Source organism: Streptomyces sp. NPDC048211, assembly GCF_043202315.1.
Classification (GTDB): Bacteria; Actinomycetota; Actinomycetes; order Streptomycetales; family Streptomycetaceae; genus Streptomyces.
In genome coordinates, this window is sequence record NZ_JBIDAD010000010.1 from 52,890 (window position 1) to 68,705 (window position 15,816).

Annotated in this window: 15 protein-coding genes; 10 read left to right on the top strand and 5 right to left on the bottom strand. The window is 70.6% G+C overall.

The features are described from left to right. Positions 1–52: 52 nt before the first annotated feature. Entirely contained in the window at positions 53–1,792 is a 1,740-nt protein-coding gene (locus ACGFZA_RS30795; RefSeq protein WP_393683387.1) for a tetratricopeptide repeat protein, read from the bottom strand. A 97-nt stretch (positions 1,793–1,889) separates the two neighbouring features. On the opposite strand from ACGFZA_RS30795, the gene ACGFZA_RS30800 reads away from it, so the two are divergent. Further along, a complete protein-coding gene (locus ACGFZA_RS30800; protein WP_385278562.1) occupies positions 1,890–3,257 on the top strand; it encodes an FAD-binding oxidoreductase in 1,368 nt (455 codons plus the stop codon). Positions 3,258–3,285: 28 nt separating this feature from the next. Here the strand turns inward: ACGFZA_RS30800 and ACGFZA_RS30805 are convergent, their stop codons facing one another. Next, a complete protein-coding gene (locus tag ACGFZA_RS30805) occupies positions 3,286–3,762 on the bottom strand; it encodes an SsgA family sporulation/cell division regulator (protein WP_385278560.1) in 477 nt (158 codons plus the stop codon). A gap of 245 nt (positions 3,763–4,007) precedes the next feature. Here ACGFZA_RS30805 and ACGFZA_RS30810 point away from each other — a divergent pair, with 245 nt between their 5' ends. Beyond that, positions 4,008–5,573: an RDD family protein gene (locus ACGFZA_RS30810; RefSeq protein ID WP_393683390.1), complete on the top strand. Its 1,566-nt coding sequence runs from the start codon at positions 4,008–4,010 to the stop codon at positions 5,571–5,573. Positions 5,574–5,706: 133 nt separating this feature from the next. After that, entirely contained in the window at positions 5,707–6,366 is a 660-nt protein-coding gene (locus ACGFZA_RS30815) for an RDD family protein (protein ID WP_385278556.1), read from the top strand. Between the two features lie 46 nt (positions 6,367–6,412). Here ACGFZA_RS30815 and ACGFZA_RS30820 read toward each other — a convergent pair whose 3' ends face one another. Next, positions 6,413–6,754, bottom strand: coding sequence for a hypothetical protein (locus tag ACGFZA_RS30820; RefSeq protein WP_385278554.1), 342 nt, complete (start codon positions 6,752–6,754; stop codon positions 6,413–6,415). Positions 6,755–7,123: 369 nt separating this feature from the next. On the opposite strand from ACGFZA_RS30820, the gene ACGFZA_RS30825 reads away from it, so the two are divergent. Continuing rightward, positions 7,124–9,523 (top strand): immune inhibitor A domain-containing protein, encoded by a 2,400-nt coding sequence (locus ACGFZA_RS30825; RefSeq protein ID WP_393683393.1) that lies wholly within the window; start codon positions 7,124–7,126, stop codon positions 9,521–9,523. Positions 9,524–9,647: 124 nt separating this feature from the next. After that, on the top strand, positions 9,648–9,980 hold the full coding sequence (locus tag ACGFZA_RS30830; RefSeq protein WP_326736422.1) for a hypothetical protein: 333 nt from the start codon (positions 9,648–9,650) through the stop codon (positions 9,978–9,980). A gap of 20 nt (positions 9,981–10,000) precedes the next feature. Here the strand turns inward: ACGFZA_RS30830 and ACGFZA_RS30835 are convergent, their stop codons facing one another. Together ACGFZA_RS30835 and ACGFZA_RS30840 are read right to left on the bottom strand one after the other, a co-directional pair. Further along, on the bottom strand, positions 10,001–10,585 hold the full coding sequence (locus ACGFZA_RS30835; protein ID WP_393683396.1) for an isochorismatase family protein: 585 nt from the start codon (positions 10,583–10,585) through the stop codon (positions 10,001–10,003). Positions 10,586–10,800: 215 nt separating this feature from the next. Next, positions 10,801–12,129, bottom strand: a complete 1,329-nt coding sequence (locus ACGFZA_RS30840) for a nicotinate phosphoribosyltransferase (RefSeq protein WP_385278548.1) — start codon at positions 12,127–12,129, stop codon at positions 10,801–10,803. Positions 12,130–12,263: 134 nt separating this feature from the next. On the opposite strand from ACGFZA_RS30840, the gene clpS reads away from it, so the two are divergent. The 5 genes from clpS to ACGFZA_RS30865 all read left to right on the top strand — a co-directional run bounded on the left by clpS (position 12,264) and on the right by ACGFZA_RS30865 (position 15,742). Continuing rightward, positions 12,264–12,569, top strand: coding sequence for an ATP-dependent Clp protease adapter ClpS (gene clpS / locus ACGFZA_RS30845; RefSeq protein WP_018555894.1), 306 nt, complete (start codon positions 12,264–12,266; stop codon positions 12,567–12,569). Between the two features lie 59 nt (positions 12,570–12,628). Next, positions 12,629–13,201 carry a DUF2017 domain-containing protein gene (locus ACGFZA_RS30850; RefSeq protein WP_393683399.1) on the top strand — a complete coding sequence of 191 codons (573 nt, stop codon included), beginning with the start codon at positions 12,629–12,631 and terminating at the stop codon, positions 13,199–13,201. A 322-nt stretch (positions 13,202–13,523) separates the two neighbouring features. Continuing rightward, positions 13,524–14,960, top strand: coding sequence for an amino acid permease (locus tag ACGFZA_RS30855; RefSeq protein WP_393683401.1), 1,437 nt, complete (start codon positions 13,524–13,526; stop codon positions 14,958–14,960). Between the two features lie 91 nt (positions 14,961–15,051). After that, complete coding sequence (locus tag ACGFZA_RS30860) at positions 15,052–15,483, top strand: M67 family metallopeptidase (protein ID WP_327710948.1); 432 nt, start codon at positions 15,052–15,054, stop codon at positions 15,481–15,483. 133 nt (positions 15,484–15,616) lie between these two features. Beyond that, positions 15,617–15,742, top strand: a complete 126-nt coding sequence (locus tag ACGFZA_RS30865; protein ID WP_261991849.1) for a putative leader peptide — start codon at positions 15,617–15,619, stop codon at positions 15,740–15,742. Positions 15,743–15,816: the final 74 nt, after the last annotated feature.

Below are 15,816 nucleotides of genomic sequence, written 5' to 3' on the forward strand. Positions count from 1 at the left end.
ACGGGCGGGCCGGACCTCCGGCCCGCCCGTCGCGCGGCCGCGGCACGGGGCGTCAGCGGCCCGCCGGTGACGCGGGCGCCGACGGCTTCGCCGGGGAGTGCGCGGCCCCGCCGGTCTTCTCGGAACCGGCCTTCGGTGCGGCAGGCTTCGCCTTCTGCCCCGGCGGACCGGCCGCCGGGGCCGGCGCCTCACCGGGCCCCTGCGCGGGCTCCCCGGGAGGCGCCGCGGGCTCCACCGGAGCGGGCTCCGGATCAGTGGCCGGCGACGGCTCCGGGGCGGGCGGCGCGGCCGGCTGCATGTCCTGCGGACCGCCCGCCGGGGGGAGCCCCAGCGTGTCCAGTGCCTCCTGCGCCCGGGGCGCGTCCAGCGGCGAGAACTGCGGATTGGTGCGCAGGGCCTCCTCCAGGTGGCGGCGGGCCGGACCGAAGTCCTTCAGCGCCCGCTGGACCATGCCCAGGTGATACGCGTACGACGCGTTCTGACCGCCCGAGTCGACCGCCTGCTCCGCGTACTCCAGCGCCGAGTCCGGATCGCCCGAGCGGTGCAGGGCCCAGCCCAGCGCATCGGCCACCGCGGCGCTGTGATGGCCGCGGTCCCACTCCGCCCGCAACAGTTCCACGGCGGCTGCCGCGTCGCCGTGAGCGGCCTCGAAGCGGCCCAGGAGCAGGGAGTCGTCCACGCCCTGCGCCTTCGTACGGGCCAGCGCCCTGCGCAACTGCGTGTACTGGTTGACCGAGTCGCCGTCCAGGCCGAGCGACTCGTACAGCTCGCCCAGCTCCAGCATGTAGGCCGGACGCGGCGACTTCCTCAGCGCCGCCTGGTAGTCGCGCTGGGCCTCGTCGGTGCGGCCGAGAGCCGCCAGCGCGCGCGCCCGGCCGGCGAGGGACGGGTGATGGGCGGGATCGGTGCGCAGCGCGGCCCCGTACTGCGCCACCGCCTCCTGCGGCTCGCCCCGCTCCCAGGCCAGCTCGCCCAGCCGGGACAGGCAGGCGGCCTTCTCCGCGGGTGTCTTCGCCCGGTTCGCGGCGTCCTGCGCGGTGGCCAGCGCGTCCTCGCGCCAGCCCCGGTCCCGGTACATCTGGGCCGTCAGGCCCAGCGCCGGGACACCGGACCGCAGCGCCGCGTACTTCTCCACCGCCGTCGTCGCCGACTTGTAGTCACCCAGGCCGTTGTACGCCTCGACCAGCTGCGGGTACACCGTCCACTGCTTGGGCTGCCGGGACCGTACCGTCTCGCCCCACTTCTTCGCCGTCACGAAATCGTGCCGGGCGTTGGCGAGCGAGGCGAGACCCACCCAGGCGGCCTCGTTGCCCCGCTCGCCCGGCTGCACGTCCAGGGACCGCTTCAGCGCCCGCTCGGCGCGGGCGTAGGAGGCCGCGTCCGAGGACCGCTGCCCCCACTCCACGTACGCCGACCCGAGCACCGCCCACGACCGCGCGTCCGACGGATGCGTGCCCACCCACTTCTGCCGGTCCCCGATGAGCGCCGTCAGATCGGCGAGCGAGGCGGGGGAGCCCGCGGCCGTGGCGCTCATCGCCCGTGAGACGGGTCCCGGGAGGGGTGGCGGCGCGTCCTGGTCGTCGTCGGGCACCGCGACCACCGCACCCGTCACCAGCACCGCCCCCGCCACCACACCGAACGCCGCCCGGCGCAGGGTCGTGCGCAGCGAGGCGGGCGGCGGCTCGGCCAGGGACGCGAGGTCGCGCGGGGACGCGTAGGGCGCGGTGGGGGGAGTGTCGAGGTCGTGGTCCGGCCCGTGGGCCGTCGGGGTCTGCTGTGGCGTGACGTCCATGCCGATCACTCTGCGTCAGTACGAAGATCACACCACGCCTTGCGATCGCTGCCGCAGACGGGTTCACACCAATGGGCCCGGGTGCCAGTCTTGGATCATGGACGATCTTCTCGAACTACTGCGTGCGGGTCTGCCGGCCGAGGCCCTGATCACCGACCCCGACATCACCGCCTCCTACGCCAACGACATGGCCAGCTTCTGTGACGCGGGCACCCCCGCCGTCGTCACGCTGCCCCGCACCGTCGAGCAGGTCCAGCACATCATGCGCACCGCCACCGCCCTGCGCGTCCCGGTCGTCCCCCAGGGCGCCCGCACGGGCCTGTCCGGAGCGGCCAACGCCTCGGACGGCTGCATCGTGCTCTCCCTGGTGAAGATGGACCGGATCCTGGAGATCAGCCCCGTCGACCGCATCGCCGTCGTCGAGCCCGGCGTCATCAACGCCGTCCTCTCCCGTGCGGTCAACGAACACGGGCTGTACTACCCGCCGGACCCCTCCAGCTGGGAGATGTGCACCATCGGCGGGAACATCGGCACCGCGTCCGGCGGCCTGTGCTGCGTGAAGTACGGGGTCACCGCCGAATACGTCCTGGGCCTCGACGTCGTCCTGGCCGACGGACGCCTGCTCACCACCGGCCGCCGCACCGCCAAGGGCGTCGCCGGATACGACCTCACCCGGCTCTTCGTCGGCTCCGAAGGCAGCCTCGGCATCGTCGTCAAGGCCGTGCTCGCGCTCAAGCCGCAGCCGCCGCGGCAGCTCGTCCTGGCCGCCGAGTTCCCCAGCGCGGCGAGTGCCTGCGACGCCGTCTGCCGCATCATGGAACGCGGTCACACACCGTCACTCCTCGAACTGATGGACCGTACAACCGTCCGTGCCGTCAACGCGATGGCCAACATGGGCCTCCCCGACACCACCGAGGCACTCCTGCTCGCCGCCTTCGACACGCCGGACCCCTCCGCCGACCTCGCCGCCGTCGCCGAACTCTGCACCGCGGCCGGAGCCACCGAAGTCGTCCCCGCCGAGGACGCGGCCGAGTCCGAAATGCTGCTCCAGGCCCGGCGGATGTCGCTCACCGCGCTGGAGACCGTCAAGTCGGCGACCATGATCGACGACGTGTGCGTACCGCGCTCGCAGCTCGGCGCCATGCTCGAAGGCACCGCGGCCGTCGCCGAGAAGTACGACCTCACCATCGGCGTCTGCGCACACGCGGGCGACGGCAACACCCACCCCGTCGTCTGCTTCGACCACACCGACCCCGACGAGTCCCGCCGGGCCCGCGAGTCCTTCGACGAGATCATGGCGCTCGGCCTCGGCCTCGGCGGCACGATCACCGGCGAACACGGCGTGGGCGTCCTCAAGAAGGAGTGGCTCGCCCGGGAACTCGGCGAGGTGAGCGTGGAACTGCACCGGGGCATCAAACAGGCCTTCGACCCGCTGGGTCTCCTCAACCCGGGCAAGGTCTTCTGAGAGGCCGTCCGACGCCCCGGCCGCCCTCTCAACCCTCACCGTCCTGCGACTCGTCCGACGGCCACGGGTCGCTCATCCACAGGTCGTCGGCCGGCAGCGGCGCGAGCAGATCGGCCAGTGCCTCGTCGATGCCGAGCCGCTCGGACTCCGTACCCGGCGCGACGGCGTGCAGCGTCCGCTCCACCCAGGTGGCCACCGCCGTGGACGGCACCTCCAGCAGGGCGTTGCCGTCGGGCGAGGTCAGCGCCACGCAGATGACGCTGCGCCCCTCGACCTTGGTGGGCCAGATCCGTACGTCCCCGTGCCCGCACGGCCGGAACACCCCCTCGATCAGCAGATCGCGGGCGAACGTCCAGTGCACGGGGGCGTCCGAGCCGATATGGAAGGCGATGTGCACGGCGTAGGGATCCGCGGTGCGATACGTCAGCCGGGCGGGCACGGGGATGCTGCGCTCGGGCGACAGGACCAGCTTGAGCTCCAGCTCGCGTTCCACGACGGTGTTCATGAGGTGCGTCCTTTCGATGCCTGTGGGCCGGTCGCACGACCGCCCGCACAGGGAGAGAGCACCCTCCCCGCCATCCATTACGCGACTTCGGGAAAAATATTTCGGAGCGACCGGAAAGTGGCCCAAACACGAGGACCGGCCCGTTGACAGGCGGGTGTCTGATAGATGTGGACCCTTGTATGAGGACCGGCCGTTCCCCCACTGCCGGCCGGTCCCAGGCCTCGAAGAGATACGGGACCACGGTGATGAGCGCCCCAACCCCGGCACCCGGTGACGAAAGCCCCCGCGAGGGGTACTACCCCGACCCGTCCATTCCCGGATACGTCCGGTACTGGAACGGCGCTTCGTGGGTGCCCGGCACCAGCCGGCCCGCCCCGCAGCAGGGCGAACCCCTGCCCACCGCGCCCGCCGGGGAGGAGGCCGAACCGCCCGCCCCCGTGCCCGCCCCCGCCGCCGTGGACGAGACCGGCCCGGTCTTCTTCGACGAGGAGTCGTACGAGGGCGGCCGCCCCGAACCCGCCACCGCCTGGCAGGCCGACGCCTCCCGGCAGGCCGGCTTCGGCGGCGAGCACGACCGGCGGGTCTCCTGGGGCGGCCCGCCCGCACCCCGGACCGGACCCGCCGAAGCCGATCCGCGGACGCCCGCCGCCGGTACCCCGGGCTCCGGCGCACCCGGCGACACCGCACCCGCGGACCGGGCCCCCGCCGACCCGCGCCGCCCCGCACCCGCGGACCCCACCCGCGGCGCACTGCCCGGCATGCGCGACGCCGGCGGCCAGGCCCCCGAGAACACCGTCGCCATCCGGGTCGGCCGCCCCGCCCGCTCCGGCGGCGGAACCGGCGACGCACCCCGCCCGCCCGCCGACGGCACCGTCGCCATCCGCGCCGTGGGACCGGGCGGCAGTACGCCGGCCGCCCCGCGCGAGGCGCAGCAGCCGTCCGAGGACGGCACGCTGACGATGCGTGCGATCACCCCGGGCAGCGCACCCGCCGCCCCGCGATCCGCCGCACAGCCCTCCACGCCCACCACGCGGGCCGCTGCGCCCGCCCCGGCCCCGGCCCGGCAGTCCGCACCCTCCCCGGCCCCCGCGGCGCTCAACAGCCCCCTCACGCCCGGCCCCGGGGGCGGCTCCGCCTCCTGGGCGCAGCAGGCCCCCCAGCAGGCCCGGCCCGAACCTGGCGCCCGGCCGCAGCCGCAGGCGCCCGTACAGCAGCAGCCCGCGTTCCCGCAGCAGCTCCAGCAGGCGCCGGGGCAGCCCGACCAGCCCGTCGTGCCCTGGAAGCCCCCGGTCCAGGACCACTTCCAGCAGCTCGCCGCGGCCCGGACGGCTGCCCGCCCGGCGGCGCTCGGCAGGCGGCTGGCCGCCCGGCTCATCGACACGGTCGTGCTCGGCGCGCTCGTCGGAGCCGTCTCCGTGCCGCTCGCGGCCCGGGCGGCGGACCACGTCAACGAGAAGATCGACGCGGCCAAGCTGTCGGGCGAGACCGTCACCGTCTGGCTGCTGGACTCCACCACGGCCTCGCTGGCCGGCGCGGTCCTCGGCGTCTTCCTGGTGCTGGGCGTCCTTCTGGAGGTGCTGCCGACCGCGAAGTGGGGCCGTACGCTCGGGAAGAAGCTCTGCGGCCTCGACGTGCGCGACATCGAGTCCCACGACGCGCCCGGTTTCGGCGCCGCCCTGCGCCGCTGGCTGGTCTACGGCGTGCTGGGCCTGCTGGTCATCGGCGTGGTCAATGTGCTGTGGTGCCTGATCGACCGGCCGTGGCGCCAGTGCTGGCACGACAAGGCGGCCCGCACCTTCGTCGCCGGCTGAGGCTGCGCGCACCGGGGCGGGGAGCGACCCGTACGGCTGACGGCCCTTCGGGTGAGGGCCGTCGGACGGAATCCGTTCCCCCGAACGCACCTGAGCCGTTGCGGGCGTCCGCGGGGCGAGGTGCACTGCCCGCATGAGCAACGATCAGCCGACGTCCGGTCAGCCGCCCGAGGAAGACCCGTTCTCCAAGAAGCCGCACGGGTCCCAGCCGCCGCCGTCATCGGGCTCGCCCTACGACAGCACGCCGCCGCCACCGCCGTACGACCCCGGGCCTTACGGCGGCGGCCAGTACGGCGGAACGGACCCGCTGTCGGGCATGCCCCCGCTCGCCGAACCCGGCAAGCGGATCCTGGCCCGGCTGATCGACTTCCTGATCATCTCGATCCCGCTGTACCTGATCTCGCTGCCCTGGGGCGGTGCGGTCGAGATGTCGGACAACAACAACGACGACAACGTCAGCGACGTCTTCGCCCAGACCTACAGCGGGCACCAGTTGCTCTGGTCGCTGATCGCCCTGGTGATCTACGTCGCGTACGACACGTACTTCACGCACAAGGACGGCCGCACCCTGGGCAAGCGGCTCCTGAAGCTGCGCGTCGCCATGCTGAACGACGGCCGGGTGCCGGACACCGGCAGCGCGTTCCTGCGGGCCGTGGTGCTGTGGGTGCCGGCGCTGCTGTGCTGCCCGTGCCTGTGGTGGCTGATCAACATTGTGCTGATGTTCACGGACAAGCCCTATAAGCAGGGACTCCAGGACAAGGCGGCCAAGACGGTCGTGGTGGTCACCAACTGACGGACCGCCGGGAGGGCGTCGGCACCCTCCCGGCCACGCCGGACGGTCAGTGCCGCAGCGAGTGCTCGCCCACTCGCTCCGATGCGGTACGTGCGGCCGGGATCCTGCTCTGTACGGGGTCGAGGGCGCGGCCCTCGTCTTCGGCAGCGGCGGGGACGGTGCCCGGGTGTACGGACACCGCGGCCCCGGCCTTCGCCGCTTTCGCCGTGCTCCTGCGCGTCGGCAGGGGAACGGTGACGGCCACCAGCAGACCGAGCGCGAGCGCGGCCGTACCGATGACGGCGATGCCGATGCCCGATTCGGTCCGGGACAGCAGCAGCATGGCGAGGGTCGAGAAGACGACGGTCACCGAACCGTAGGAGAGCTGTGCAGCAGTGGGACGCGGCATGGCGGTATCCGTCCTCGGGACGTCGGATGGGCGGTCTCTCGACACGGTCTCGGTGTCAAGTGACTCTACGACGGTGAATGCCCGAGTGGAGCGGGTAGTAAGCGTCACCTAACCCACAGTACCGTTGCACAGGGGGCGCACGGAGTCATGTCGAGCGCCCCTGGGGCCGGTTGGCGCGCCGGTCGGGCGTGGGCCGATCGTCCGCATAGCGGAAATGTGCTCCTGCATAGTGCAGTTGGTATGTTCAAGTCAAGGTCTGTCTTTTCTTCTGTAACTCCGGTCAAATGTCGTCACTTGTGGCGCGTTTCCGCGCGCGGCCCCTTCACACCTCCAGGCCGCAGCCGCGGGCGCCGGGGAGGACTGCATCACGTGATCATTAAAAGACGGGCGCTTCGTACCGGGGCGGTTGTCGTGGCCATGGCCGCGACCGCCGCCACCGCATCCGCCTTCGCCACCGCTCAGGCTGATGACCAGGCGTCAGGCACCGCCGCCACCGCCATAGACCGCCGGGACCCGGGGTCGGCCAAGGGCAACGCGCACGACCTGGAGGGCCCGTTCAGCGAGCAGCAGGACGCCCAGCGTCAGGCCGCGCTGGAACAGGTCATATCCGGCGACAAGAAGGTGTCGACGCGCGGCGGCTCCAAGGTCGTCAAGCTCGACGACAAGAAGTACGTCGAGCTCGGCCGGGAGAAGACCGACAAGATCTTCACCGTCCTGGTGGAGTTCGGCGACAAGGTCGACAACACGACCATGTTCGACCCGGACGGCGACGGCCCCAAGCCGGCCGTCCCGAAGTACGGCGGCACGGCGGGACCGGCGCACAACCAGATAGCCAAGCCGGACCCCAAGAAGGACAACAGCACCGCCTGGCAGGCCGATTACAACCAGGCCCACTTCCAGGAGCTGTACTTCGGCGAGGGTGCCGGCAAGAACTCGCTCAAGACGTACTACGAGAAGACGTCCTCCGGACGCTACTCGGTCGACGGCGAGGTCTCCGACTGGGTCAAGGTCCCGTACAACGAGGCCCGCTACGGCTCGAACTACTGCGGTTCGACCAACTGCGCCAACGCCTGGGACATGATCAAGGACGGCGTGAACGCCTGGGCCGCCGACCAGAAGGCCAAGGGCCGTACGCCCGAGCAGATCAAGACCGATCTCGCCCAGTACGACCAGTGGGACCGCTACGACTTCGACAACGACGGCAACTTCAACGAGCCCGACGGCTACATCGATCACTTCCAGATCGTGCACGCCGGTGAGGACGAGTCCGCGGGCGGCGGCGTCGAGGGCACCAACGCCATCTGGGCGCACCGCTGGTACGCCTACGGCACCAACGCCGGCGCGACCGGCCCGGCCGACAACAAGGCCGGCGGCACCCAGATCGGCGACACCGGCATCTGGGTCGGCGACTACACCGCACAGCCCGAGAACGGCGGCCTGGGCGTCTTCGCCCACGAGTACGGCCACGACCTCGGTCTGCCGGACCTGTACGACACGACCAACACCGCCGAGAACTCGGTCGGCTTCTGGTCGCTGATGTCGGCCGGCTCCTGGCTCGGCACCGGCAAGAACAGCATCGGTGACCTGCCCGGCGACATGACCGCCTGGGACAAGTTCCAGCTGGGCTGGCTGGACTACGACGTGGCCAAGGCCGCGACGAGTTCCACCCACAAGCTGGGTGTGTCCGAGTACAACACCAAGAACAAGCAGGCACTCGTCGTCGAGCTGCCCGACAAGGCCGTCACCACCGCCGTCACGACGCCCGCCGAGGGCGCCAAGCAGTGGTGGAGCGACATGGGCGACAACCTCAGCAACACGCTGTCGCGCCCGGTCGACCTGACCGGCAAGTCCAAGGCGTCCCTGGACCTTTCGGGCTGGTGGGACATCGAGGCCGACTACGACTACCTCTACACCGAGGTGTCGGACAACGGCGGCACCAGCTGGACCGCGATCGACGGCACCGCCGACGGCAAGGCCATCCCGCGCGACGCCAGCGACAAGCCGGCCCTCACCGACGTCTCCGGCACGTACAAGAAGCTCTCGTACTCGCTGGACGCCTACGCCGGCAAGAAGATCGACATCCGCTTCCGCTACGCCACCGACGGCGGCGCGGGCGGCGTCGGCTTCGCCGCCGACACCATCGCGGTCAACGCCGACGGTGCCGCGCTCTTCACGGACAACGCCGAGGGCGACGACAACGGCTGGACCGCGAAGGGCTTCTCGCGCGTGGGCGCGTCCTTCACCAAGGACTACCCGCAGCGCTACATCGCGGAGAACCGCCAGTACGTCTCGTACGACCAGACCCTCAAGGTCGGCCCGTACAACTTCGGCTTCGCCAACACCCGTCCCGACTGGGTCGAGCACTACCCGTACCAGAACGGCCTGCTCATCTGGCTGTGGGACAGCTCGCAGAAGGACAACAACGTCTCGACCCACCCGGGTCACGGCCTGATCCTGCCGATCGACGCGCACGCCAAGCCGCTGAAGTGGGCCGACGGCAAGGTGATTCGCAACAAGATCCAGCCGTTCGACGCCCCGTTCAGCTGGTACCCCACCGACGGCTTCACGCTCCACAACGGTGACGTGGCCACGAAGATCAAGCCGCAGTTCGGCGTTCCGGTCTTCGACGACCACAAGGGCACCTACTGGTACGAGGAGAACAAGACCGGCAGCGTGCAGGTAACTGACACCAACACCCGGATCTCGATCATCAACGAGCCGTTCAGTGGCTCCACGGTGACCGTCCACGTGGGTCCCTCGCACAAGTAATTCGGTAAAACCCCAGGTCAGAGCATGATCGGCCGTCGCCCTCTAGCGGGCGGCGGCCGATCGTGTTTAGGTGCCTCTTGTTCGGTTTCTTATTGACACGATGTCTCACGGGGGAGCGCGGAGCATGGCAGGCGGAGGATTCAGCAAGTTGCCGAACGGCAGTGTGGTCGTCGCGATCACGCTGCCGAGCCCGGCGGGGGGCGTGGGGCCGGACACCCCGGTACGCGTCCTGGTCCACGCGGCCAACCGTGCCCGCGCACTGACCAGGCTGCGCAATCTGGGCCTGCGCGCCGTCTACCTCCGCGGCAACGCGGAGCCGCCCACCCCGGACGAGATCACCGCCGTCCTGCACCACCCCGACGGCCTCCTGTGGCGCGCGAGACCCGAGCGGGCCCAGGAGCTCTGGCACCCGATACGGGCCCTGCTGAGGCCCGCCCTGCCGGCCCGGCAGAGCTGACCCCGCGGACGGCCCGCGGCTCAGACCACCGGCTTGCCGGAGAGCACCACGCCCGCGTCCCGCAGCTCCACCAGCGCCCGGTCCGTCGTCGCCTCGGCGACACCCGCGGTCAGATCCAGCAGTACGTGCGTGGTGAAGCCCTCACGGACGGCGTCGAGCGCGGTGGCCCGCACGCAGTGGTCGGTCGCGATACCGACCACGTCGACCTCGGTGACCGCGCGGTCCCGCAGCCATTCGGCCAGCCCCACGCCGTTCTCGTCCTGCCCCTCGAAGCCGCTGTACGCGGCGGCGTAGGCGCCCTTGTCGAAGACGGTGTCGATCGCCCCGGAGGCGACCGCCGGGGCGAAATTGGGGTGGAAGCCCACGCCCTCCGTACCGGCGACGCAGTGCGCGGGCCAGGAGTGCTCGAAGTCCGGCGACTGCGAGAAGTGGCCACCCGGGTCGATGTGGTGGTCACGGGTGGCCACCACGTGCCGGTAGCCCGGCTGGCCCGCACCGATCAGGTCGGTGATGGCGGCGGCGACGTCGGCGCCGCCTGCCACCGCGAGGCTCCCGCCCTCGCAGAAGTCGTTCTGGACGTCCACGACGATCAAGGCGCGGTGCATGGCGGGTGTCCTTCGGTGGGGGAGGAGAGACGGCGGCGGTCACGGGGGGTGGAGTCGAGCCTAGGGAATCAGGCCTGCGTTAGGGAGGGGGCGCCCGCGCAAATCAAGCCCGTCCGGGAAAAATCAAGCGCGTCCGGGCAAAACAGCCCGTCCGGTGATTGAGGGCGAAGCGACTGCCGGGCCCCGCCCCCGCACCGCCCCGCACCCCGCATCCCTCACACGTACTCCGTCGGCAGCACCGGCTCGCCCCGCGACAACTGCATCGCGGACATCGGCAGCCCCGCCCGCGCGGCGATATGCCGCTCCCGCGCCGCTTCCAGCGGCTCGCGCGCGACCACCTCACCGCCCCTGACCAACTCCACCAGCAACTGCCGGCCGGCCAGCTCCGAGGGCACCGGACCGGTGCCGATCACCTCGGCCTCGGCCACGCCGTCCTCGTCCAGCCGGCGCGCCGCCCACTTGCGGCCGCCGATCGAGGACTTCGCGCCCATCGACTTCTTCGCCACCGGCCGCAGCTCGTCCGCCGGATCGGCGGAGGCGGCACGGGCCACCAGCTTGTAGACCATCGAGCAGGTGGGGTGCCCGCTGCCGGTCACCAGCTGCGTGCCCACCCCGTACGCGTCCACCGGCGCCGCTGCCAGCGACGCGATGGCGTACTCGTCCAGGTCCGACGTCACCACGATCTTCGTCTCCGTGGCGCCCAGCTCGTCCAGCTGCTGGCGCACCCGGTGCGCGACCAGCAGCAGGTCGCCGGAGTCGATCCGGACCGCGCCCAGCTCCGTCCCGGCCACCTCGACCGCCGTACGGACCGCCGCGGTGACGTCGTACGTGTCGACCAGCAGCGTCGTGTCCCGCCCCAGCGAGTCGACCTGCGCCTGGAACGCGTCACGCTCGGAGTCGTGCAGCAGAGTGAAGGCGTGGGCGCTCGTGCCGACCGTCGGGATGTTGTAGCGGAAGCCCGCGGCGAGGTCGGACGTGGTGTCGAAGCCGCCGATGTACGCGGCGCGGGCCGAGGCGACCGCCGACAGCTCGTGCGTGCGCCGGGCACCCATCTCGATCAGCCCGCGCCCGCCCGCCGCCGCCGACATCCGCGAGGCCGCCGCGGCGATCGCCGAGTCGTGGTTGAGGATCGACAGGATCACCGTCTCCAGCAGCACGCACTCGGCGAAGGAGCCCTCGACCCGCAGGACCGGCGAACCCGGGAAGTACACCTCGCCCTCCGGGTAGCCCCAGATGTCGCCGCTGAAGCGGTAGTCGGCCAGATAGGCGAGCGTCGGCCCGTCGACGACGTTCTGGTCGCGCAGGAAGGTGAGCATCTCGTCGTCGAAGTGGAAGTTCTCCACCGCGTCCAGGACCCGCCCGATGCCCGCGACGACGCCGTAGCGCCGCCCCTCGGGCAGCCGGCGGGTGAACGCCTCGAAGACCGAGCGCCGGTCGGCGGTGCCGGCCTTGAGCGCGGCCTGCACCATCGTGAGCTCGTACTGGTCGGTGAAGAGTGCGGTCGACGGCACACCGACCCGTCGCCCAAGGTCCGCTGAGTTCATGCCGGGGATGCTACCCCTATTTCGTCAAACTGACGAGATGGGGGTGCCGGGGCAGTCCGGCCACCGGCCCCGGGCCCGCCGCGCCACCGGCCCCGTTTGTGCGATGACCCCTCCCGAGTGGCAGCATGGGGTAGGTGAGCGTCGCCCCCGTAGAGATCGAACGTCCCGAATCGGCCGAGGAGAACCTCGTTGTCCCCGAGCCCGACGTCCCCTGGGTGACGCTGGTCCACAACGACCCGGTCAACCTCATGAGCTACGTGACCTATGTCTTCCAGGCCTATTTCGGCTATTCCAAGGACAAGGCGCACAAGCTCATGCTCGACGTCCACCAGAAGGGCCGCGCCGTCGTCTCCAGCGGCAGCCGCGAGGAGATGGAACGCGACGTCCAGGCCATGCACGGCTACGGACTGTGGGCCACCCTCACGCAGGACCGCAACTGACGCCCCGCCCCGCACCACCTTCTCTGCCCCGCCCGCCCGACCACCATCGGAGTCAACCCATGGCCGGCCACTTCGAGGCCACCCCCGGCGGCGGCGCGGCCGTCGCGCTCGACGAGGTGGAGATCGCGATCCTGCGCTCCCTCGCCGTCCAGCTGCTCGAACTCATCGGCCCCGGCGACGAACCCGCCGAGGGTGAGGACCCGCTCGCCGCCCTCTTCGCCGAAGGCCCCAGCGAACCACCCACCGACCCCGCCCTGGCCCGCCTCTTCCCCGAGGCCTACGGCGACGACGACACCGAACTGCGCGCCGCGTCGGCCGAGTTCCGCCGCTTCACCGAGAACGACCTGCGGACCCGCAAGCGGGACGACGCCCTCGTCGTCGTCCGTACCCTCGACGCGCTCACACCCGCCGGGGACGACGGGGCCGTACTCACCCTCACCCCCGACGAGTGCCGCAGCTGGCTGGGCTCCCTCAACGACCTCCGGCTCACCATCGGCACCCGCCTGGAGGTCTCCGACGAGGACGGGTCCCTCTACCGGCTGCCCGACAGCGACCCGCGCAAGCCCATGGTCATGGCCTATCTCTGGCTGGGCGGCCTCCAGGAAACACTCATCGAAACGCTGATGCCGTAAAGGCCGGACCCTCACCCCGGGCTGCCCGGTGTTCGCTCAACGGACGCTCAAATCCGAATAACGATCGCGTCACCTGATCGGTCTTTTTTGCAGCGCCCGGCCCCCGTTGTCCACTTTTTCCTGTGGTCTGCGCCACATAATGTCCGGTGGATTACCGATGTGACCGTGATAAATCTTCACGACCACTCGGGGACGCCACCCCTGTTCCCGGGTAGGCGCTACGAGTCCGGCAACCACCGGCAGCACTCCATCCATATCCGGGGGGATCAGGACCTGATCCGCAGCCGCAAGGCTCGGATCGGCGTGGAGAAAGGCGCAGCACATGACATCGGCGCAGGTCGACGACAAGGGACAGGGCCCGCACGCCACAGGCGCGGATGCCACCACATCCGCCGAGGGCTACCAGAGGGCACTCGGTGCCCGCCAGATCCAGATGATCGCCATCGGCGGCGCCATCGGCACCGGCCTCTTCCTCGGCGCGGGCAAAGCCATCGCCAAGGCCGGACCCAGCCTCATCCTGGCGTACGCCATCGCGGGCCTGGTGATCTTCTTCATCATGCGGGCCCTGGGTGAACTCCTCATGTACCGACCGGTCTCCGGCTCCTTCTCGGAGTACGCACGCGAATTCATCGGCCCCTTCGCAGGCTTTGTCACCGGCTGGACCTACTGGCTGTTCTGGGTCGTCACCGGAATCACCGAAGTCACCGCGGCCGCCCAGTACATGACGTTCTGGTTCGACATTCCGCAATGGGTCTCCGCGCTGATCTTCACGATCATCCTGTACGGCGTGAACCTGATCTCGGTCAAGCTGTTCGGTGAACTCGAATTCTGGTTCTCGATGGTCAAGGTCACCGCCATCGTCGGCATGATCCTCATCTGCGCCGGAATTCTCACCCTCGGCTTCTCCGACGCCGGCGACACCGCGTCCGTCACCCACCTGTGGTCCGACGGCGGATTCTTCCCGCACGGCATCAAGGGCACCCTGATGACGCTGCAGATCGTGATGTTCGCCTTCCTCGCCGTCGAGCTCGTCGGCGTCACCGCAGGCGAGTCCAAGGACCCCAAGACCGTCCTGCCCAAGGCCATCAACACCGTGCCGTGGCGCATCGCCGTCTTCTACGTCGGCGCCCTCATCATGATCCTCTCGGTCGTCCCCTGGACCGAGTTCTCACCCGACGTCTCCCCGTTCGTCGAAGCCTTCAAGAAGATGGGTCTCGGCGTCGGCGCGGGCATCGTCAACTTCGTCGTCCTGACCGCCGCGCTCTCCTCCTGCAACTCCGGCATGTACTCCACCGGCCGCATGCTGCGCGACCTCGCGCTCAACGGCCAGGGCCCGAAGTTCTTCACCCGGCTGACCAGGAGCGGCACCCCCCTGGTCGGCACCACCGTCTCCGCCGCCCTCATGCTCGTCGGCGTGTGGATCAACTACCAGTGGCCCGGTGACGCCTTCACCTACGTCGTCTCCTTCGCCACCATCTCCGGCATGTGGGCCTGGATCATGATCCTCATCAGCCAGCTCCGCTACCGCCGCCTCGCCGACCGCGGGGAGCTCCCGCAGTCCACCTTCCGGGCCCCCGGAGCCCCGTACACCAGCGTCTTCGCCCTCGCCTTCATCGGCGTCGTCATCATCATGATGGGCATCGACAAGGACGCCCGGATCTCGCTCTACTGCGCCCCGCTCTGGGCCCTGATCCTCGGTGTCTCCTACCTGGTCCTCAAGGCCCGCAACCCCGGGAACAAGGCCTTCGCCGGCCGCTGAGCCGAAGGCCCCCACCAGGGCGATTCCACGATGCGGGCCCCCGCGTACCACTCCTCGGTACGCGGGGGCCCGTCGTCCTATCCTGGGCGCCATGCTGACCATCACCCAGGCGCTGTACGACCAGATCGTCGCGCACTCCCGCGCCGACCACCCCGACGAGGCGTGCGGCGTGGTCGCCGGGCCCGCCGGAACCGGCCGCCCCGAACGCTTCATCCCCATGCTCAACGCGGCCCGCTCGCCCACGTTCTACGAATTCGACTCGGCCGACCTCCTCAAGCTCTACCGCGACATGGACGACCGCGACGAGGAACCCGTGATCGTCTACCACTCGCACACCGCGACCGAGGCCTACCCCTCCCGCACCGACGTCACCTACGCCAACGAGCCCGGCGCCCACTACGTCCTCGTGTCGACCGCCGACACCGACGAGGCGGGGCCCTTCCAGTTCCGCTCGTACCGCATCGTGGACGGCGAGATCACCGAGGAGGACGTCGAGGTCGTCGAGGCGTACACCGCCCCCTGACCACGTCCGCGACCCCGACCCGCAGCGCCCGGACAGGGCCGGCCACCCGGCCCTGTCCACCTGTCGAACATCAACCATCCATCAGGTGAGATCACATTCCGGATCCCGGACCGGGAATCGATACGATGAGCCCATGGTTCCCCATGACGTGAGCGACAAGACGCCGGGCACGCTGCTCGTGGCGCGCCTGCACGTCGACCTGTGCCGACTGGCCAGCGCGATCTGTACGAACCACCGGACCGCCGGCCGCGAGGCCTGAGCCGGGCCGACGCCCGGCGCCGCCCCACCGGACGCCACCCTTCACGCACCACCCCCTGCGCGGGGGCAGAGCCG